We start from the raw sequence: 19269 nt of genomic DNA, 5'->3' as shown, positions 1-19269 counted from the left end.
GCATTGTAACCTGTAGAAGTTAAAACGTAATTATATAACGAACAACATAAAGGTATTGATATGAAAAATTTATATAAAGGAATGGTAGCAGCAGCAATACTAGCTACAGCAAGTTTTGCGAATGCAGGGACAGTTTCTCTACCTGGTGGAGTTACATTTACTGAGTTAACCGATATTGATGCTGATCATAAGAAAGGCACATTCTCAACATCGTTTGACTTCGTACAGTGGTGGGAAGATAGTAGTAATAATGCTACTAGCTTATCAACTATGTTTAGTGGAGGTCTTCCTGCTACAGATGTTAATGGTCTTACTGATTACAGCCTTACTGGCTACGGTGAATTGAATACTAACTCTGCAACAGGTTCATTTCAGTGTAATGGCTGTGAGATGACATTTACATTTGAAGGTTTAGGTTTATCTTTAATAGATGTCCCAAATTCTGCTTATACTGATGCGTTTAATACATATACTAATTTTATCAACGTTGGTGGTGATGAAGCTGCGTTTGAAGCCTCTTCTTATTACACTAGTCAAGGTTCTCCATCTGCAACTGTTTCTGCTCCAGGTCTTGATTTGGCTGGCGCTAGCATGAATATTTATCTTGATAATACCCCTGATTTAGATTTAGGTCTTGATGTTGGTAATAAAACTAATGCAATGAATGGTGACGCATGGTTAGAGTTGTCATTTATACAAGTTGATTTTGGTGTTGTTGCAAGTTCAGCCGATTTAGCCGTTGCTGGTTTGAACAGAGCTGATTCATCTTTTGGTTTGGACGTTACAGGTGGTACTGCTGCTGATGGTTTCCTACTTGCAGGAGATATTCGTAATACTCCTATCTTAACTACCTTTGTTGATATGATTGGCTTTGGTTTGTCAGGCGAATTTGCTAAAACAAATGGCGAATATGATACATATTCTATTGGTGGTTCGGGAACTGCCCATGGCTTCGCTGTTACAGAACCAACGTCTATTGCAATCTTTGGTTTAGGTTTATTAGGCTTTGCAGCGGCATCACGTCGTAAGCAGTCTTAATTATTCATATAAACTAAGTTTATATATTAAAAGGCCTCCAATTGGAGGCCTTTTGCTTTTCTGATATTAAATGCTTTATAACTTTTTATATCAATTTATGCTCACTTAATTTTTTATCTTGGATTATATCGACCGGGGCTAAGTATATTATTTGGGTCAAAACTATCTTGTAATAACTGTACGGCTTTCCAAAACGGTTTATCTTTATCGAGTACCCATTGCTGCTGATCAATATTCAACCGGTAGGGGACCCATCCTTGCTTTACCCCTTCTAGCACCAGTTCTTTTAAACAATCATGCGCGTCTTTAACTGCTTGAGGGTTAGAGCTGTCGAAAACGATCGGAATAGTGCTGTCGAGACAATCATGTCGTAAATTAGTAAAGGTTATAAAAGGCTCTATATTATATTTAGGACACGTTTCTCTAATAAAGCTAACGTAACGCTCCATCTCTGCAGGTATCATGGGTATAAGCGGTGCATACCAAAGCAAACCACATTTGTCTTTAGCAATTGAAAATATATGATTTGTATCTTTATTGAAACTAGGGAGTTGGGGATTTCTCCAATAAGCGAGTTTTAAAGCAACTCGATTGGGCTTACCTAGCATTATTTCTTCACCTAAATTAAATGAATTTAATTGCTTTTTCACATCAACTAATTTATTGCTTATTTTGAAGATAAAATTAGGCATATTATTAATAACTAAGTTACCTAACTTAATAACAGCGCTATCTGAAAAAATAAATTTACATTCTATTTTTTTAAAAAGATTTTTAATTTCTTTCGCTACAACATTCACAACTGAAGTCGTTCCATATATTGTGCCAACGATTGTCCAGCAAGGCGTGTCTTGCTGTTTTGCAATGTTATTAATTTGTTGCGAAGACATTACTTGATGTTGTTCAGTTCCATTGGGATTATCAGCAAACATTGATAATATGCGACTTTTATCCATTAGGTTTACTGAGCCAACAATACCTTCATAATCACGAAGCGTTTTTTGTATTAACGGAACAATATCAGTGAGCAAATCGTCATTGTATACTTTGATGAAGAAAGACTTAAAAGCTTCTCGTTTTCTAGCCAACCTAATAGTGATCTCAGTAACAATGCCTAAACTTGATTGTGTAAATAAACCATCGATGTATGGTCCTGGACTATATTTATAGGTTTTATCCACTAAGTCTCGATGACTACCGTCAGGGTGTGTACTTTTATCGAGATCACTAATGGCTGATTGAAATAACTCGCCTGATGCCCAATAACCTTTCAATGAAGTAACAGCATCAAAATGCTGAGTATTAGGCGTTATACCGTAACCACGTTCGATAGCATTACTTAAAATGGCACAATCTGGCCCTGCCCCTGTGGTAGGAACCATATAATTGGTATTATTTTCTTGTAGGAACTCATAGAGATCTTGCTGAGTCACTCCCGGTTCAATAGTAACCAAATCAAGTTCAGGTATAAGGTGTATTTTTTTTAATCGAGATAAATCAATAATAATAACAGGCAGTATATCTGTTGGGGGTAAACCGGTACCATACCCCCAATTTCGTCCTGAACATATTGGATGTACTGTAAACTGGTCTTGTTTTTCTATAGCTGAATAATTGGCAAGTTTAAGTATCGCGGCAACATCTTGAATTAAAGCGACCTTTATAACTGCAGTAATATTACGGGTTAGTCCTTCTGTGCCTCTTAAATAAGGCGCTTTTTGCTCTGTAGTCGTTAGAAGGCTAGCGTTTGAGGATATTATATTACTAAGTTTTTCGAATAGAGTGTCCATTACTTTAAATACCTATGCATTTTATATAAATTTTGAATATACAGTTACGTACCTAAATGGAGCATAGCAGAAGCGAATTAAATAACAGAGAAGAGTATTGGTATTTGAATTATAATTTGATTTGAAAAATTTACTGCGACTGTGATTATCATCCAACATTGGTGGTTAATTATGTTAAAGGTGACGAGTAAAAGTGTGGCTAATGTATATATTGCCTTACTGACACTTATCGTCAATTGATAAAAAAACTGATAGTAATACTGCACTCCTGAGACGACCCTGTGGCGTCTATCCAGAACTTTCCACCTTGTTCTTGTAAGTATTCGTAAAGATCTTGTTGGGTTACACCTGGGGTTAAGGTAATAGTACCTTGCTTGTCGTCGTAGTTATCGAGTTCTTTAATACGTGAAAGTTTCATTAATATGGCATTATCAAAACTTGGTTCTTGCGCTGAATATCCCCAGTTTTTTCCTGAGCTTACCGTGCTAATTGAAAACTTTGAGTCGTCATTGGATAAATTATACTGGTTAATAGTTTTAACTATTTGCTGAACTTGCGCTGTATTTGCAGGCTTGATTACAATTTTATTTGTATTTTTATGAGGGAACGTTCCTAAATTATATTCAGCGACTTTTTTACTTGAAGTAAAAATGTAGTCTTTACCCACTATTGTTGTTAATAGCGAAATTAGGTTATTCATAGTTACTCTTTTTGGATATATAGATTGTAAATTATTATATGACATAATAATTTTATTGGCATTTTTAAGACAATAAATTCGTGTTTTTATTGATCCTGCATCAGTTTCATAAAATTTTGTAGAGGGAGTTATTGCTTTTTTAAAACTCGTATTGTGATGCCAGTCGTTTTATTTTGAAAGCTACCGGCATCACAGGGTATTTATTATATTTGCTGATATTTTTAAATATTATTACTCATTAAGATCAAAAGCTTTGTTGAAAAATTTAACTGCTTTATGACGAGATTTAACTGCAAGTTTCTTATTCGGCTTTAAGGTAACAGTGCCGCCTTGTCCTAAATGTGCAAAAGGATCTTCAACGATTAATGTCGGTTCAAGTCTATCCCATGCGTGGTAAGCTTTTTTATATACATTCAGGTCAGTTAACTCTTTATCTATATCAGGCAAATTATTCACCATGTTTGAACAGGTGTCAGGTAAGTCGTAATCGTCATATTGCCCGGTTTGAATTAATACCGGTGCACCGGTGAGTTTTTCAAATTCAAAACCAGGAACATTATTGTATACCCAACAAACAGGGTAATGCGCAACATGGGCGGCATATCGAAGAGAGCTACCTGTCATACCCATATATTGTTCAGTAGCGGTTAGCATAGATAAAACTCCACCCCAAGAAAATCCAATAATACCTATTTTAGATGAGTCTATGTCGGGTCTTGACGCTAAATAATGTAATGCAGCAATAGCATCGGGTAAAGTTTCTTGTGGACTTGCTGGTCTGTCGGTTCCTCCGGCTAGGTTGCGAGCGCCCCATAGATCAAGTTCAATGGTTACGATCCCATTGTTATTAAGCGACTTTGCGTAAAAATCACCCGTGCTATCTATACCGCCTGAGCTATGCATAATGACTACTGCAGGCATCTTTGATGCGTTATCTGTTCGTGGAATTCTTAATTTTGCCGATACTAGCCAACTATTTTCAAGTGTTTGGACGGGAATACTTACGTAATTAATGATTGGGAGCTGGTGTTTCTCAATTTTAATTTTTGCAGAAACGGGAAGTGAACATAAGAGTACAGATACAATAAAGCCTAATATTTTAAACATAATAAATTCCTTTTTATTTAGAGAGTTTTTTTATCAAATAACAATACACACGATAAAAGCATTTGTCATATATATTTATACGTAAGTGTGATTATTTATATTTCATATAAAAAGATGTCTTAATGCTTTAGTATCATATGTAAGTATTTAATCCAGAAAAAAGATACAGGAAGTTTAATGAAATTTTTAAAGTCGATAATATGTATAAGTGTTGTAATGGTTTTATCTGCATGTTCTGACAATGAGTCGGCACAAACCTATATAACCAAAGCAGAGAGCTCAATTTTAGAAAAGCAAAACAACGCGGCAATTATTTCATTAAAAAATGCCCTTAAAATTGATGGTGAAAATGCACATGCGCGATTCTTACTAGGCAGGTTATATTTAAACGATGGTGATGCCGAAAACGCGGTGAAGGAGTTAGAACGTGCTAATAAGTTAAAATATGACTTTGATAAAGTTCTCCCTTTACTCGCTCGTGCCTATATATTGACAGAATCTGATGACGATGTTTTAGCGCTTGAAATACACGAAAAGTCTTTATCAATGCCAAATACTCAATACCTCGCCTATAAAACTTTAGCATCATTGAGATCTGGAAAAAATGAGCTTGCCCAATCAATAGTTGATGAAGCACTTTCTCTATTTGGATCAGATGGCTACAGCCAGTTAGCGAATGCCTATTTAGCCTTCTCAACACAAAATATTGATCATGCAAGTTCACTTGTGAAGCAAATTTTAACGACAACGCCAAACAATGCTGATGCACTTATGTTACAAGGTCAGATTGCGACGGTTGAAAATAACTATGCTTTAGCCGTTGATAGCTTTAAGCAATATCAAGTATTACAACCTAATTCAGGTAAAGTGCAATTTTTTATCGCTGATTCACTCATCAAAAATGGCCAATATGATGAGGCTGAAGCCATTGCTGATGTTATTTTAGCAAGAATTCCGACCCAACCTTTCTTACAATATATTAAGGCGATGGCACGCTTTGAAAATAAAGACTACAAAGCTGCAAACGTTCTTGCTAATCAATCATTAAGTTCAGGGTTTAATTCTTTTAGTTTGAAATTAGTTGCCGGGGCAAGTGCTTTTTATTTGCAAAACTATGAGCAAAGCCATCTTCATCTGAAAGATTTGATCTCATATTTACCCGCAGAGCATCCGGTCAAAAGAATGCTTGCGTTAAGTCAATTACAGTTAGGTTTGATTGATGATATTAGTGAAACACTAAATGGTTACGACTCAAATAATAAAGAAAACGCACAGTTTTTATCTACATTAAGCTATGAATTATTAGAAGTAGGGGCTTACGAAAAAGCACAAGAAATGGCTAATTATGCCTCTAGTGCAGAGGATATGACGGCTGAAGAAGTTGCAAGAGCCGGTATTTTAAAACTAATGATGAACGATCCTTCTGGCATTGAAAAATTAGAATTAGCTTTACAGCAAGACCCTGAATTGATTTCAGCAGAGCTTGCACTGGCCTTTGCTTCAATTCAGTCTGGAAACTTGGCTAGAGCTACTAAAATTGCAGACAAGTGGTTGGAGTTATACCCAAATAAAGCAGGGGGACATAATCTACAAGCGAGAATCTTATTCAAAAATAATAAATTTGAGGAAGGAAAGGCTGCATTAGAGAAAAGCCTAGCATTAGAGCCTAATAATGTGTACGCATTAACTGAAATTATAAAGTTGGCTGCTTATCAAAAAGATACCGAACAAGCTACGTTATTGACAGAGCAGGCACTTAAAGCACATCCGAATAATATTGAAGTACTTCGCCTATACTTTGAGTTTCACAAAAATGAAGAAGGCTTAGAGGTGATTGCTCAGGCTCAAAAAAGTAATGCCGATAATGTTAAACATGGAATGCTATTAGCCGAAGCTCTTATACAGTTAGATCAATTTAGGCAAGCTAGTACGATATTGAACGGTTATCAATTAAGTGGAAGAACCCCAAAACGTTATTGGCAGTTAGTACTTATGGCTAATGCTAAACAGCCAGATGCTAAAGATGTCTATTCAATTTTAGATAAGTGGTTTAAGAATAATCCTTATCATATTGAACCTGCCTTTTTATTAGCAAATTATTGGACGAGCAAAAAATTTCCTGACAGAGCATTGGGCGTATTAGATGAAGCCTCTAAAAAGCATCCTAACAATCTAATGATTAATTTGGTGAAAATGCAGGTTTTATTAGATAGTGGTGGAATAGCAGATGCGAAAGATTTGTTTAAATCATTAGAAAAATTTGATGTTAATGAAGATTTAAAAGCAGGAATAGAAGGTAGGATTTTCTTACTGGAAAGAAATTTTATTGATGCAATACCTAAACTTGAGCAGCAGTATAAGGCCAGGCCTACTAGTAATAATGCGACGTTTTTAGCTTTTGCTTTGGAAGGAAATAATCAAAAATCGCAAGCTATTGAGTTGTTAGAGCAGTTTTCTGATAAGGAAAGCATAGACAATAAAATTGATCCTCGCGTTAGCCTGAGTTTAGCAAATATGTATTTAGCTGAACATAAAGACAAAGCTATTATTGAATATGAACGACTTATTAAAGCTAGCCCGAAAAATATTGTGGCCTTAAACAATTTATCATGGCTGTATATGGAAGATAAAAAACATTCACAAGCCCTGAAATATTCGAAACAAGCCTATGCTATTAATTCTACAATACCGAATGTCGTTGATACTTACGCTCAGGTCTTATTAAAGTTAGATAATAAAGTAGAAGCATTAGCAAAAGCAAAAGAAGCTTATGATTTGTCTAAAGGGAAAGATACTGATATTGCTTTAAACTATGTAGAAACGTTATTAGCAAATAATAATAGAGTAGAAGCCCAACGTATATTGAGCGAAATAACGGTGGTATCAGCGGAGCAAATAGAGAAAAAAAGGAAATTGTCTGAATAGTTGAAGGTTTGTTGTATTAGTAGCGAAAAGAGAAGACGTACATTATATTTTCGCTACTTTTATCAGTATTTTCTCTGATGATATTATGAACAGTGAATATTCGAAATAGTTAATTAAAACTGGCTACGGATATCTTTTTGTATTTCTTTATACAAGCTCTTAAAGCCACTTGTTAGGTTTTCTAAAAATATTTCAGCATTAATATAATAAGGAGCGCGTAAACCATGATATTCAATGGGCTCACCAATTTGTATGAATTTAATGCCAACAAACTTCATACTACGGGCTAAACGTGGCTCCATCATAACAAAAGCATGCTTTATACCAGTATCAATAGCTAAAGTGCCAGCAACCATATACAAACCTATCGCAATAAATGGGAAACAGCGCAGTTCTGATTCAGAATATGAACCTTCACTAATGGCACCAATGGCAGAACCCTTAAAACGATCTGATTTACGACGTCTGAAGTCAGCTTTTACGGCCAAGCGAGAAAATTCACCAATCTCTTCACGTTTGAATTTTTTAGGATCGTAGTCTTTATTTTGAATCGCGTCATAACAAAACTTTTCAATCGGTAACAATTCATCTTCATTGCTTGAGCGAACTATACGTACACAACTGGTGTAATTATTGGTTGGCTTGTGCTGAATTAGAGCAAAAATAGAGTGAGGATCAAACTCATCCATTTCCATACCATTATCTTTTTGATTTTCGAAGGCTAATTCTTCACAGTAAACATTGTGACGAATTTTAAATACTTCGTTACGTAGGTTGTCAGTAGAGGCGTATTGTGGCTTGAGAAACTTGGTAAAATGCTCAGCAATATTTCCGGCATCATGATTGACCTTAAACGACGCCACTTTTTTTGCGACATCGCCAATGATAGGGGAATTTAATATTAATTTGCTTAGACTCATTTTCTCATCCATTTGTCTTCATGTTATTTCGTGATAGAAGTCATTACGTCACGAGACATACTATTAATATAACCTAATACCGGAGAAATATTACTATTAACTGTTAAAAATTTTATTTCTTTCCCAGTTTTATCGGTAATACTTCCTCTGCTGTTTTAAAGCCAATATCAAATAAGCTTTGTTTTTGCTCTGTCGTCATGGAAAAGTCAACGGCAGAGTAATTGCCAATATTAACTACTACGGTATTGTGCCAGAAGGCTTCATTAATATATTCGCGCGAGATCGTGGTCATAAAGGTACGAATAAGCAGGGTTACGTACTTATAAATTGGGAAAAAACCTTTAATATTAACTTCGTTATTTTCATGCTCACCCTTAAGGCGAAAACATAATACCGGTGTCCCATCTTTTGCCCAGTCTCTATGTAGGGCGTCTTCAGATAAAATACTGCCATCGACCATGACATGTTCGCCAAAAGTCTTGAAACTAAATATTAAGGGAATGGACATCGAGAATCTTACTGCCAGTGATACTTTTACATCAGGGGTGAGCTCTTTGTTGAAAATAACGGGGGTACCTTTAGCGACATCTGTGGCAACAATATGTAAGTTATAATCAAGCTCAGCAAATGTTTTTCCACTGAGTAGGCCATCCATCCATTGTTCAAAACGGTCACCTGAACTTAAACCGCCGTTGCGAATTAATTTTAATAATGAAAATTCTCGGAACTTGTTATAGTTAGTATTTAAAGCGATATCTTTAATTTCCGCTGGGCTTAAGCCAGCTGCAAATAAGCTGCTAACAATACTGCCACCCGAAACCCCTACTAAGTGATTGAAGTCGATGTCATAAGCTTGTAGCGCATGTAAGATGCCAACATGTGCCGGCAGTCGTGTGCCGCCACCAGCGAAGATAGGAACTACTGTTTTTTTTGTCATATTGTTAAACGACCTTAAGAAATAGCTGCCTACAGGGATATAACATATTGTTATAATTATTTTAATTATGAGTAATCATAGCTGTTTTTGCGAGTAAAACGCAGTAAACTTATTGACGATAAATAAAATTTATAATGAATGGAGGGTTTAAGATGCGTTATTTGAAAATAATATTAAGTGTTTATATAGTTTTTTATACCAGCTCAGTACTGGCCGATTTAGCAGATACCGTTGAAAAAATAAAACCGTCAGTAGTGGGTATTGGTGTTCATACGCCATCGGGTCGTCAGCAAAATAGTTTGAACGGCAGTGGCTTTGTTATCGGTAATGGCCGCTATGTGGTCACCAACTTTCACGTTTTACCCAAAGAACTTGATGCAAATATTCTTCAACAGATGGCGGTGTTTACTGGCTCTGGAAAAGCGGCGAAAGTGCGAACTGCTGATATTGTTGCTAGTTCGCAGTTGCACGATATCGCCGTACTAAAAATCCATGGCGCGCCACTGCCCGCGATGCAACTTGCAAGTAAAGCGTTTAGTCGAGAGGGCAGCTATGTTGCTTTTACGGGCTTTCCTATTGGCGCTGTTTTAGGCCTATACCCTGTGACCCACCGCGGTATTATTGCCAGTATTACACCAACGATAATTCCGGTGGATAATGCTCAGCAAATTAGTATTAAGATGTTGAAGATGTTACGTAATCCTTATTTGGTTTATCAACTTGATGCTACCGCTTACCCTGGCAATAGTGGCAGTGCTTTATATGATGTTGATTCAGGAGAAGTGATTGGTATTATTAATAAGGTGTTTGTGCAGGAGTCAAAGGAAGCGGTTATTACTAATCCTAGTGGCATAACATACGCGATTCCGGTTAAATATTTATTAGCCTTACTAAAAAAAGATAACATTGATTATCTCGGTACTAATTAGTAATTTTTAGTCTTCAGTTATGACGGTCAGATCTTGCAGGATTTTTGGTGAGTCTATTAAGGATGAAACGGGCACTAAGTCAATATCAAGGGCTGCGAGTAACGGTATTAAACGATTGAGTGCAGCGATCGTTTCAGGGTGAGGGTGCGCAATAGCTACCACTGATTTATATTGCTGGGCGTGCTCAATAAGCTGCATAAATTGTTGATCAATATAGTCAGTAGTTAATTCATTATCTAAAAATATTTGTCGGTGGGTTGTTGGAACGCCTACCTGAAGGGCGATATGTTCTGCTTTGGTTTTGTTGGTAGTAACACTGTCGACAAAAATTAAATCTCGCTCTTTTAAAAAGCGCATGGTCCACATCATTGGATTATAAAGTTTAGTTAGTTTACTCCCCATGTGGTTGTTGATGCCAATAGCAAAAGGTATCTCAGCGAAAGCAAGTGCTAACTGATGGCGGATTGACTCTTCATTCATTTTAACGGTTAGTGCGCCAGGTCCTAGCTTTTTACCATTTTCTGCTTCCATTGGGATATGCAAAATAATTTCGTTATTTTTATGATAGCCTTCTAAAGCCAGCCTTTTACCATAAGGCGTATGGGGGAGAATAGCGAAGGTTATTGCGCCGGGTAAGGTTAGCACGGCAGCATCACTTTTTCGGTAACCAATATCGTCAATAATAATGGCAACTTGTGCGTTTTTAGCGGTTGCTAAAGGCGTTATACTTAGTAACGTCAATAAAATAATTAGTTGTGGGAATAAAGGCAAAAGAACTCTTAATTTGGAAAACATCATTATTGACCGAGATTATCAGTAGAAAAAGTTAAAATCGAGGAGAAGTTAACTTTTTATCTTCATTTAAACCAAGCTTTAGGGTTAACTGCTTGACCATCGCTGGGTATTTCGAAATAATTACAGCGGATTGACTGTTTTTATTAGCAGAAAAAATAAGACTCAGTAGGCGCTATATTTTTACTTTATTTAAACCAAGCTTTAGGGTTTACTGCTTGGCCATCGCTGCGTATTTCGAAATATAATCCAGATTGACTCTGCCCACCACTTTGTCCAACAAGTGCTATCGGTTCACCTGTTTCTACTCGGTCTCCTACTGACTTTAATAACGCTTGGTTATAGCCATATAGGCTCATATAGCCGGCGCCATGATCTAACACTGTGACTAAACCATAACCTTTTAACCAATCTGAAAACAATACCGTACCGTTATGAATGGCTTTAACTTGTTTACCAACAGGAGCGGCTAACAAAATACCTTTCCATTTTAAGTAACCTTGTTTACGAGAGCCAAAACTGTGGCTAATTTTGCCTTTAACCGGCCAAGAAAGTTTTCTTTTCAATTTTTTTAGGCCAACTAACTCTGCACTTTGCTGTGCTAATGCTGCGATTCGTTGTAATGCCACCACTAAATTTTGTTCTTCTGCCACTAATTGAGCTAACAGCTGTTTGCTACCAAGCAGCTCTTTATTTAATGCGCGAATGGTGTTTTTTCGTTCTTGCTTAGTGTTTTGAAATACGATTTTTTGTTCGGCTTGTTGTTGTTTTATAAGGTTTAACTTTTTAGCTTGCTCTTGGTGTTGTGTTGTTACGGCGAGCAAATCACTTAAGACAATCTGAAATTGGTCAATTTCTTTGATGCGAGCATCGTTCAAATATTTATAATAAGTAACGGTACGTTCTACGCTAGCAGGGCTTTGTTGGTTAAGTAATAATTTAATATAGTCGTGATGTCCCGATGTATAGGCGGCTCTTAATTGTTGGGCTAACACTTTTTCTTGCTGTTGTTTCTTGTGCGTTAAGGTTATTTTTTCTTGCGCGAGTTCTTTTAATGTTTGCTGAGTATCTTGAAAATCATCTTGGGTTTTAATCATCGCCTTTACTATTTTAGCGATTGAAATATCGTCATTTCTTAATTGATTTTCTAAAGATGAGCGTTTATTACTCGTTTGTTTAATCGATTTTTCTTGCTCAACTATTTGCTGCTGAACTTTCGACAATGCTTGATTGGTTTTATTGGTTGTATCACCATTATCCGACGACTGTGCAGTGGCGTTCACCGACATCAATACGCAGCTAAGGCTGAGTATTGATGCAAATAAAGATATTTTTTTCACGGTAAATTTCATTTTAATAATAATTTTCTTAAATAAACTTCATTAACGAATGACCGGTCATTTGCTTGGGTTGCTCTATATCCATCAGCTGTAATATTGTTGGCGCAATATCGCTCAATGCGCCATTTTCTGCTGGTTGAGCGGGTCGGCCAATATAAATTAGCGGCACAGGTTCACAGGTATGCGCGGTGTGTGCTTGCCCTGAATTGTTATCAACCATTTGTTCAGCATTGCCATGGTCAGCGGTAATTAAACACTCACCTCCTGCTTTTTCTAAGGCGGCAACAACACGACCAATACTGCTATCAACCGCTTCACAAGCGGCTACGGCAGCATCAAACTTTCCAGTATGACCCACCATATCACCATTTGGATAATTACAAACGATAAAGTCGTGTTCACCGCTTTCAATGGCGGCGACTAATTTATCAGTGAGTAACGCTGAATTCATTTCTGGTTGTAAATCGTAAGTGGCAACTTGTGGCGAAGGGACTAAAATACGCTGTTCGCCAACAAATTCACTTTCTTTACCACCGCTGAAGAAGAAGGTAACGTGCGCATATTTTTCTGTTTCTGAAATACGTAATTGCGTTTTGTTATTTTTCTCTAACCATTCACCCAGTACGTTCTCAAGTGCTACTTTAGGAAAAGCGATATTGGCTTTTATGTCACCGGCATATTCAGTGAGCATGACAAAGTCAGCAATAGCAGGGCACTTCTTACGCTTAAAGCCAGAAAAGTCTTGTTCAGTGAAGCAGCGGGTAAATTGACGGGCACGGTCGGCTCTAAAATTCATAAAAATTAAGGAGTCACCATCATCAATTTCTATGGCTTGGTTGTTCTCGTCTACAATCGCTGAAGCGGCAACAAACTCGTCATTTTCATCACGGGCATAAGCGGCGGCTAATGCCTCAGTTGCGCTTGAATATTTATACTGCGCTTCACCACTAACCATTAAGTTGTAAGCTAATTCGACACGATCCCAACGTTGGTCACGGTCCATGGCATAATAACGACCAATTACCGAAGCTATCTGGCCACAGCCTAGCTGTTGGAATTTTTCTTGTGCTTTAATCAATGACGCTTCTGCGCTACGTGGTGGTGTATCGCGGCCGTCTAGAAAAGCGTGTAAGTAAATTTTACGGGCACCTTTTTCTTTAGCGAGTTCGAGCATTGAAAAAATATGATCTTCATGGCTATGAACGCCACCTGGTGATAATAAGCCAAAAATATGTACGGCTTTATCATTTTTAACGGCTTGGTCAACCGCATCATTAAGTGCTTTGTTGCTGTTAAATTCTTTATCTTTTATCGATTTGGTAATACGAGTGAAGTCTTGATAAACAATACGACCAGCGCCTAAATTAACGTGGCCCACTTCTGAGTTGCCCATTTGTCCGTCAGGTAAACCTACTGCCATGCCTGAGGTGCCAATTAACATATGTGGATAGCGAGCATTTAAATCGTCGAGTACCGGCGTTCTTGCATGAAAAATAGCATTAGATTCTGTAGATTCTCGGTATCCCCAACCATCTAAAATCAGTAATACGGTAGGTTTTTTATTTGGCATTTTAGTTTCCATAACGGTGAAATTAGCTAATTATTCACCAGTATACCAAGGCAAATCAAGAATTGCTTGTGTGGTATTAGACAAAACATTTCAAATGAATTGTGTGCTTTTATTCGTTATCGGTCGGTTGTATCAACAAAAAAAACCTTTTCATTGATTTAATCGCTTATCACGTAAAGTTCTTTTTGGGTTTGCTTGGTAATTCTGTATACTATCGTCAACTTTTTATTCAACCAATATTTATTATTTTTATGGATCAATTAATTATTTTTGCTGGTAATCATCCAGCACTAAGCGCTGCTTGGGCAGTTATTGTCGTTCTTATTATTGTGACGACTATTCGTATTCAAATGTCTCCTATTAAGCAAATATCTACACAGGAACTTACTTTTTTAGTAAACCGTGAAGAAGGTGTAGTAGTTGATATTCGTACCGAAAAAGAATTTAAAGCGAGTCGTATCATCGATTCGAAAAATTTAGTGAAAGAGAAAGTATCAAATAATGATTTTGCTACCCTTGAAAACTATAAAGATAAACCCATCATAGTTGTATGTACCGCAGGAATTACTGCTACCCCGGTTGCTAATCAATTACTTAAAGCAGGCTTTACTAAAGTAAGTTTGTTAAAGGGTGGTATGAATTCTTGGGTTAATGCCGGTTTACCACTGGTTAAAAAATAATAGCTAATAACTAATAAAGGTTTGATATGACAGTTGATATTTATACTAAAGTAACTTGTTTTTACTGTATGCGAGCAAAAGCTTTACTCGAAGAGAAACAAGTAAGCTTTAATGAAATTAAAATCGACAATAATGCAGAATTGCGCAATGCCATGATCAAGCGTAGTGGCGGTGTAACTGTGCCACAAATCTTTATTGGTGATCATTATGTCGGGGGCTGCGATGAACTATTCGCACTTCACGCCGCTAATAAATTAGATGAACTTTTAGCAAAAGATTAAAAGTCATCATTATATAAAATAATAAATACAATAGGAAAAAACTATGTCTGATGAGAACACCAACAACGCTGATGCGCCAGAAGCCGCTACTGAACAAGCCGCACCACAATTTGCTATTCAACGTATTTATACAAAAGATATCTCTTTTGAAACGCCAAATTCTCCTGCTATTTTCCAAAAAGATTGGAAGCCTGAAATCCAATTAGATTTAGATACTAAATCAAATAAATTGGCTGAAGATACTTATGAAGTTGTTCTTTCAGTAACCGTTACCGCGACTGTTGAAGGGCAAACGGCCTTTTTAGCTGAAGTCCAACAAGCTGGTATCTTTTCTATTGGTAATTTACCTGAAGCACAACTTGCTCATACTATTGGTGCATTCTGCCCAACAACATTATTTCCGTATGCACGTGAGTCAGTGGCGAATTTAGTGAGTCGTGGTTCATTCCCACAAATTAATTTAGCACCAGTAAACTTTGAAGCACTATTTGCTTCATATGTTCAACAACGTGCCGCACAAGCACAAACTGAACAGATGCCTGCGAGCAGTGAAACTCACTAATTAACGGTTTTTCTTCAAAATCGGCTAGTAGTAACAATAAAATGGAAGTGATGATATGTCGAAATTAACGGCAAAAATCACGGTTTTGGGGGCAGGGTCTTATGGCTCTGCCCTTGCTATTTGTCTCGCTCGAAATGGTCACAAAACCGTATTATGGGGACGAGATCCTCAACATATTGCGCAAATGCAAGCGTCTCACTCAAATGAGAAATATTTACCGGGTAGTGAGTTTCCACCCTCACTGACAACGACTAACGATCTTGAAAGTGCTGTTCAAGCGAGTGAAAACATTTTAGTGGTTGTACCGAGTCATGCCTTCGGCGAAATGCTCAGCCAAATTAAACCCTACTTATTACCAAAGGCTAAAATAGCTTGGGCAACCAAAGGTTTAGATCATAAAACAGGTCGATTACTGCAAGATGTTGCCCGTGATATTCTGGGGGATGATATTTCATTGGCCGTGCTTTCTGGGCCAACCTTTGCAAAAGAGATGGCGGCTGGCTTACCAACGGCTATTTCATTATCGTCAACTGATGATGATTTTGTCACTGAAATTTCTGATCTATTACATTGTGGCAAAACCTTTCGGGTTTACGCAAATAAAGACTTTATTGGTGTACAACTCGGTGGTGCGGTTAAAAATGTGATCGCTATTGGTGCTGGCATCGCCGACGGTATTGGCTTTGGTGCCAATGCTCGTACTGCGTTAATTACTCGTGGTTTAGTTGAAATGACACGTTTAGGCTGTGCACTTAATGCCGAGGCAAGTACTTTTATGGGGATGGCTGGATTAGGTGATTTAGTCTTAACTTGTACTGATAATCAATCACGCAATCGTCGATTTGGCTTAGCACTTGGCAGCGGCGTTGATGTTGAAAAAGCGATGGCTGATATTGGCCAAGTTGTTGAAGGCTATCGTAATACCAAAGAAGTTTATATGTTAGCACAACGTATGGGCGTAGAAATGCCGATAGTAGAGCAAGTCTATCAGGTACTTTATTGCGGCAAATCAGCAAAGCTAGCCGCTGCTGATTTACTTTCTCGCGACCGTACTGTCGAATAATTTTACACTTTGTTTGGCTCCGTTTATCTTTACTATTGTAAATTTAAACTGAGCCTTCAAAGCCCATTTGTCGCCAAGCTTCAAAAATAAGCACTGCGGTGGCATTCGATAAATTCATACTCCGGCTGTCTTTTAGCATGGGGATACGAATTTTATCTTCATCGGGTATTTGCTGTCTTACTTCTTCTGGCAAACCACTGGTCTCTGAGCCAAAAAGTAAATAGTCCCCAGGTTTAAAGGCAATATCACCATAGTAATTGGTTGTTTTAGTGGTTACCGCTAAAACTCGCTCAGGTTGTTCACTTTCGATAAAAGCTTGGTAATCTTTATGGCGCTTAATGGCTGCAAACTCATGGTAATCTAAACCTGCTCGGCGAAGTTTTTTATCGTCTAGGTCAAAGCCAAAGGGTTCAATAAGGTGTAACCTAAAGCCTGTATTCGCACAGAGGCGGATAATATTACCGGTATTCGGTGGAATTTGTGGCTGAAACAAAACGACGTCTAACATAAAAATGTACTTAAATTCGAAGATGATAAGGTATTATACCAAACGAATTACTATATTGTACAAATTAGCGCTTAAGTAGCAAGCATGGAAAAGTAATGACTATGAGTGAAGCTTTATCAAAAAAAAATGATTACAGTTTTTGGGTAAGAGTAGCTGCTTTCGCTGCTACTGGAACGGCCTTATTACTTTTTCTTTTGAAACTATATGCTTGGGTGGTAACAGATGCTAGCTCAATGCTGGCTTCAGCCACCGATTCGATGTTGGATTTATTTGCTTCGTTGATGAATGTGGTTATTCTTCATTATGCTTTGGCACCCGCCGATGAAAAACACAAATTTGGTCACGGTAAAGCCGAGAGTTTAGCGGGTTTAGTACAAGCCGCTTTTGTGACCGGTTCTGCCTTGTTATTGATCTTTCATGGCTTTGACCGAATTATTCACCCCAAACTGGTTGTTAAAACAGAAATAGGCATAGTGGTGACGATTATAGCTATCGTGATGACACTGTTATTAGTGGTGTTGCAACGTTTTGTGATTGCCAAAACCCGTTCCGTTGCCATCAGTGCCGATGCCTTGCATTACCAGTCAGATTTATTATTAAACCTTGGCGTATTAGCGGCGTTGATTTTAAGCAGTGGCTACTCTCTCTATGCAGATGGGATATTTACTTGTCTTGTTGGGGTGTTGCTATTGAGTGGCGCTTTAAAAATTATTTACTTAAGTGTGCACAACTTAATGGATCATGAACTGAGTGAAGAAGAGCAGACTGAAATTACCGCTATTGTGGTTGCTCATGATTCGACCTTAGGTGTTCATGACTTGAGAACCCGACAATCAGGCCCACATCGCTTTATTCAATTTCATTTAGAGCTCGATGACCGACTGTCTTTACTGGAAGCTCACGATATTGGTGAAGCGATAGAAGAAGAAATTGAAGCGAAATTCTCGCCTTGCGAAGTGTTTATTCATCATGATCCCACTTCAGTGGTAGCCATTAAAACGGTTAATGTAGATCAAGAACCGCAACAGAAATAACATTAAGTTGAATGTGTATCATACCACTGCAGTGCTTTTTTTAAGGCGGGGCTGCGGTACTGGTCTTGCTCAAACATAAGTTCGTGCCGCGCATTGTCGACAGTGAAAGGTTTGCCTTCAGGGCAAGAATTTTGGTGGTATTGGTGCAATTGCTGGCAGAAAGTGTTTTGCGCTTTATTACAAACGATCGTGTCGTTACCTGCTTGCATGACTAAGATAGGTGTAGTCAATTTAGCTAAATCTGCAAAAATATTTTTCTTAGCGATAATGGCTTCTTTGAGCCAATGAGTGGTGACGCCGCCCAATTGTATCTCTTTATTTTTCTGATAAAGTTCCACAAAAACTTGGTAGCGAACAGTCGATTGACTAAGCTCATTTTCAGCAAAAGGTGTGTCGTTAAAGGCCGTTTGTCCAATAAAAAAATTAGCTTCAGCAGCTAAGCAAGCGTTAAAAAAATCACCTAAATAAATAATCCCTTTGGCAAGCCAGTTAGCGATATTGCCGTAGTTAACTGCAATCATTGGCGAGGTTAATACCGCAGATTTAGCTGACAGTGGGTATAACTGCATCATGCGCACAGCAATGGCTCCCCCCATCGAATGTGCTAATAAATGTGGTTTTTTAGCGGGCGTTTTACTGGCATTATTTGTGGCACTTTCTATAACAACCTCATCAATAAATTTTTTAAGATCTTTGGCGTAGTCATCAAATTTTTTTACATAGCCTTTTTGGCTATCATTCAACAAACGTTGTGACAAACCTTGACCACGGTGGTCGACGATAAATATATTATAACCTTGCTGATATAAGTCAAAGGCGAGCTCTTGATACTTTAGATAGCTTTCAGACCGTCCGGTAACTAATACAAGGTTTTCTTGGTTTTTGGAGTCAGTAAAGGTTGCGTAATTTATTCTTATTTTATCGACGCCACTAAAAGATGAAAAATAACCTTGTTGCCAAAACTGTTTTATTTCAGTTGATAAGCGAGCACTAAGCTCACTTTCTTTGCCATAGTCATTACTATTGATTTTCGCTAAAGCCATGTTGTTTAATCCTAAGGTCGCATGACATTAGCGGTGATAATTCACTTATG

18 protein-coding genes are annotated in these 19269 nt (G+C 37.6%); 8 read left to right on the top strand and 10 right to left on the bottom strand.

The features are described from left to right. Positions 1–60 precede the first annotated feature (60 nt). Positions 61–1038, top strand: a complete 978-nt coding sequence (locus tag H4J76_RS12395) for a PEP-CTERM sorting domain-containing protein (protein WP_182230712.1) — start codon at positions 61–63, stop codon at positions 1036–1038. A gap of 113 nt (positions 1039–1151) precedes the next feature. Here H4J76_RS12395 and H4J76_RS12390 read toward each other — a convergent pair whose 3' ends face one another. The 3 genes from H4J76_RS12390 to H4J76_RS12380 all read right to left on the bottom strand — a co-directional run bounded on the left by H4J76_RS12390 (position 1152) and on the right by H4J76_RS12380 (position 4635). After that, entirely contained in the window at positions 1152–2828 is a 1677-nt protein-coding gene (locus H4J76_RS12390; protein ID WP_182230711.1) for an FAD-binding oxidoreductase, read from the bottom strand. Positions 2829–3060: 232 nt separating this feature from the next. Next, positions 3061–3528, bottom strand: coding sequence for an FAD-binding protein (locus H4J76_RS12385; RefSeq protein WP_182230710.1), 468 nt, complete (start codon positions 3526–3528; stop codon positions 3061–3063). Positions 3529–3759: 231 nt separating this feature from the next. Further along, the gene (locus H4J76_RS12380) at positions 3760–4635 is read right to left on the bottom strand and encodes a dienelactone hydrolase family protein (RefSeq protein WP_182230709.1); all 876 of its coding nucleotides are present in this window, start codon (positions 4633–4635) and stop codon (positions 3760–3762) included. Positions 4636–4812: 177 nt separating this feature from the next. Here H4J76_RS12380 and prsT point away from each other — a divergent pair, with 177 nt between their 5' ends. After that, the gene (prsT, locus tag H4J76_RS12375; protein ID WP_182230708.1) at positions 4813–7560 is read left to right on the top strand and encodes an XrtA/PEP-CTERM system TPR-repeat protein PrsT; all 2748 of its coding nucleotides are present in this window, start codon (positions 4813–4815) and stop codon (positions 7558–7560) included. Positions 7561–7673: 113 nt separating this feature from the next. Here prsT and H4J76_RS12370 read toward each other — a convergent pair whose 3' ends face one another. Next, complete coding sequence (locus tag H4J76_RS12370) at positions 7674–8480, bottom strand: PEP-CTERM/exosortase system-associated acyltransferase (RefSeq protein ID WP_182230707.1); 807 nt, start codon at positions 8478–8480, stop codon at positions 7674–7676. Positions 8481–8592: 112 nt separating this feature from the next. Next, entirely contained in the window at positions 8593–9417 is an 825-nt protein-coding gene (locus H4J76_RS12365) for a patatin-like phospholipase family protein (RefSeq protein WP_182230706.1), read from the bottom strand. A 152-nt stretch (positions 9418–9569) separates the two neighbouring features. Between H4J76_RS12365 and H4J76_RS12360 the strand changes: the two genes are divergently transcribed. Beyond that, positions 9570–10346: a serine protease gene (locus H4J76_RS12360; RefSeq protein WP_182230705.1), complete on the top strand. Its 777-nt coding sequence runs from the start codon at positions 9570–9572 to the stop codon at positions 10344–10346. A gap of 6 nt (positions 10347–10352) precedes the next feature. On the opposite strand, the gene H4J76_RS12355 is transcribed toward H4J76_RS12360, so the two are convergent. The 3 genes from H4J76_RS12355 to gpmI all read right to left on the bottom strand — a co-directional run bounded on the left by H4J76_RS12355 (position 10353) and on the right by gpmI (position 14048). After that, positions 10353–11117 carry a divergent polysaccharide deacetylase family protein gene (locus tag H4J76_RS12355; RefSeq protein WP_259364996.1) on the bottom strand — a complete coding sequence of 255 codons (765 nt, stop codon included), beginning with the start codon at positions 11115–11117 and terminating at the stop codon, positions 10353–10355. A gap of 209 nt (positions 11118–11326) precedes the next feature. After that, positions 11327–12478 carry a peptidoglycan DD-metalloendopeptidase family protein gene (locus H4J76_RS12350; RefSeq protein WP_182230704.1) on the bottom strand — a complete coding sequence of 384 codons (1152 nt, stop codon included), beginning with the start codon at positions 12476–12478 and terminating at the stop codon, positions 11327–11329. Between the two features lie 28 nt (positions 12479–12506). Then, on the bottom strand, positions 12507–14048 hold the full coding sequence (gene gpmI, locus H4J76_RS12345) for a 2,3-bisphosphoglycerate-independent phosphoglycerate mutase (RefSeq protein WP_182230703.1): 1542 nt from the start codon (positions 14046–14048) through the stop codon (positions 12507–12509). Between the two features lie 251 nt (positions 14049–14299). On the opposite strand from gpmI, the gene H4J76_RS12340 reads away from it, so the two are divergent. Genes H4J76_RS12340 through gpsA form a run of 4 tightly spaced genes read left to right on the top strand, consistent with a single transcriptional unit; the run spans position 14300 to position 16634 of the window. After that, on the top strand, positions 14300–14728 hold the full coding sequence (locus H4J76_RS12340; protein ID WP_182221512.1) for a rhodanese-like domain-containing protein: 429 nt from the start codon (positions 14300–14302) through the stop codon (positions 14726–14728). A gap of 26 nt (positions 14729–14754) precedes the next feature. Continuing rightward, positions 14755–15009, top strand: coding sequence for a glutaredoxin 3 (gene grxC, locus H4J76_RS12335; protein WP_182216038.1), 255 nt, complete (start codon positions 14755–14757; stop codon positions 15007–15009). Positions 15010–15052: 43 nt separating this feature from the next. Next, a complete protein-coding gene (secB, locus tag H4J76_RS12330; protein ID WP_182216040.1) occupies positions 15053–15571 on the top strand; it encodes a protein-export chaperone SecB in 519 nt (172 codons plus the stop codon). Between the two features lie 55 nt (positions 15572–15626). Further along, positions 15627–16634 carry an NAD(P)H-dependent glycerol-3-phosphate dehydrogenase gene (gpsA, locus tag H4J76_RS12325; RefSeq protein WP_182216042.1) on the top strand — a complete coding sequence of 336 codons (1008 nt, stop codon included), beginning with the start codon at positions 15627–15629 and terminating at the stop codon, positions 16632–16634. 43 nt (positions 16635–16677) lie between these two features. On the opposite strand, the gene trmL is transcribed toward gpsA, so the two are convergent. After that, positions 16678–17142, bottom strand: coding sequence for a tRNA (uridine(34)/cytosine(34)/5-carboxymethylaminomethyluridine(34)-2'-O)-methyltransferase TrmL (trmL, locus tag H4J76_RS12320; RefSeq protein WP_070375112.1), 465 nt, complete (start codon positions 17140–17142; stop codon positions 16678–16680). A 95-nt stretch (positions 17143–17237) separates the two neighbouring features. Here trmL and H4J76_RS12315 point away from each other — a divergent pair, with 95 nt between their 5' ends. Beyond that, a complete protein-coding gene (locus H4J76_RS12315; RefSeq protein ID WP_259377143.1) occupies positions 17238–18176 on the top strand; it encodes a cation diffusion facilitator family transporter in 939 nt (312 codons plus the stop codon). A 2-nt stretch (positions 18177–18178) separates the two neighbouring features. On the opposite strand, the gene H4J76_RS12310 is transcribed toward H4J76_RS12315, so the two are convergent. Continuing rightward, positions 18179–19219: an alpha/beta fold hydrolase gene (locus tag H4J76_RS12310; protein ID WP_182230702.1), complete on the bottom strand. Its 1041-nt coding sequence runs from the start codon at positions 19217–19219 to the stop codon at positions 18179–18181. Positions 19220–19269 lie beyond the last annotated feature (50 nt).

Source organism: Colwellia sp. BRX9-1, assembly GCF_014077195.1.
In the GTDB taxonomy this organism is placed as follows: Bacteria; Pseudomonadota; Gammaproteobacteria; order Enterobacterales; family Alteromonadaceae; genus Colwellia_A.
Note: the sequence above shows the minus strand (reverse complement) of the source record. Positions and strands in the feature narration are given on the sequence as shown.

Coding starts and splice junctions, on each gene's coding strand:
- H4J76_RS12315 (WP_259377143.1), top strand. CDS start 17,238: ATGACTATGAGTGAAGCTTTATCAAAAAAAAATGATTACAGTTTTTGG.
- H4J76_RS12365 (WP_182230706.1), bottom strand. CDS start 9,417: ATGACAAAAAAAACAGTAGTTCCTATCTTCGCTGGTGGCGGCACACGA.
- trmL (WP_070375112.1), bottom strand. CDS start 17,142: ATGTTAGACGTCGTTTTGTTTCAGCCACAAATTCCACCGAATACCGGT.
- prsT (WP_182230708.1), top strand. CDS start 4,813: ATGAAATTTTTAAAGTCGATAATATGTATAAGTGTTGTAATGGTTTTA.
- H4J76_RS12390 (WP_182230711.1), bottom strand. CDS start 2,828: ATGGACACTCTATTCGAAAAACTTAGTAATATAATATCCTCAAACGCT.
- gpmI (WP_182230703.1), bottom strand. CDS start 14,048: ATGCCAAATAAAAAACCTACCGTATTACTGATTTTAGATGGTTGGGGA.
- H4J76_RS12360 (WP_182230705.1), top strand. CDS start 9,570: ATGCGTTATTTGAAAATAATATTAAGTGTTTATATAGTTTTTTATACC.
- gpsA (WP_182216042.1), top strand. CDS start 15,627: ATGTCGAAATTAACGGCAAAAATCACGGTTTTGGGGGCAGGGTCTTAT.
- H4J76_RS12370 (WP_182230707.1), bottom strand. CDS start 8,480: ATGAGTCTAAGCAAATTAATATTAAATTCCCCTATCATTGGCGATGTC.
- H4J76_RS12380 (WP_182230709.1), bottom strand. CDS start 4,635: ATGTTTAAAATATTAGGCTTTATTGTATCTGTACTCTTATGTTCACTT.
- H4J76_RS12310 (WP_182230702.1), bottom strand. CDS start 19,219: ATGGCTTTAGCGAAAATCAATAGTAATGACTATGGCAAAGAAAGTGAG.
- secB (WP_182216040.1), top strand. CDS start 15,053: ATGTCTGATGAGAACACCAACAACGCTGATGCGCCAGAAGCCGCTACT.
- H4J76_RS12395 (WP_182230712.1), top strand. CDS start 61: ATGAAAAATTTATATAAAGGAATGGTAGCAGCAGCAATACTAGCTACA.
- H4J76_RS12340 (WP_182221512.1), top strand. CDS start 14,300: ATGGATCAATTAATTATTTTTGCTGGTAATCATCCAGCACTAAGCGCT.
- grxC (WP_182216038.1), top strand. CDS start 14,755: ATGACAGTTGATATTTATACTAAAGTAACTTGTTTTTACTGTATGCGA.
- H4J76_RS12385 (WP_182230710.1), bottom strand. CDS start 3,528: ATGAATAACCTAATTTCGCTATTAACAACAATAGTGGGTAAAGACTAC.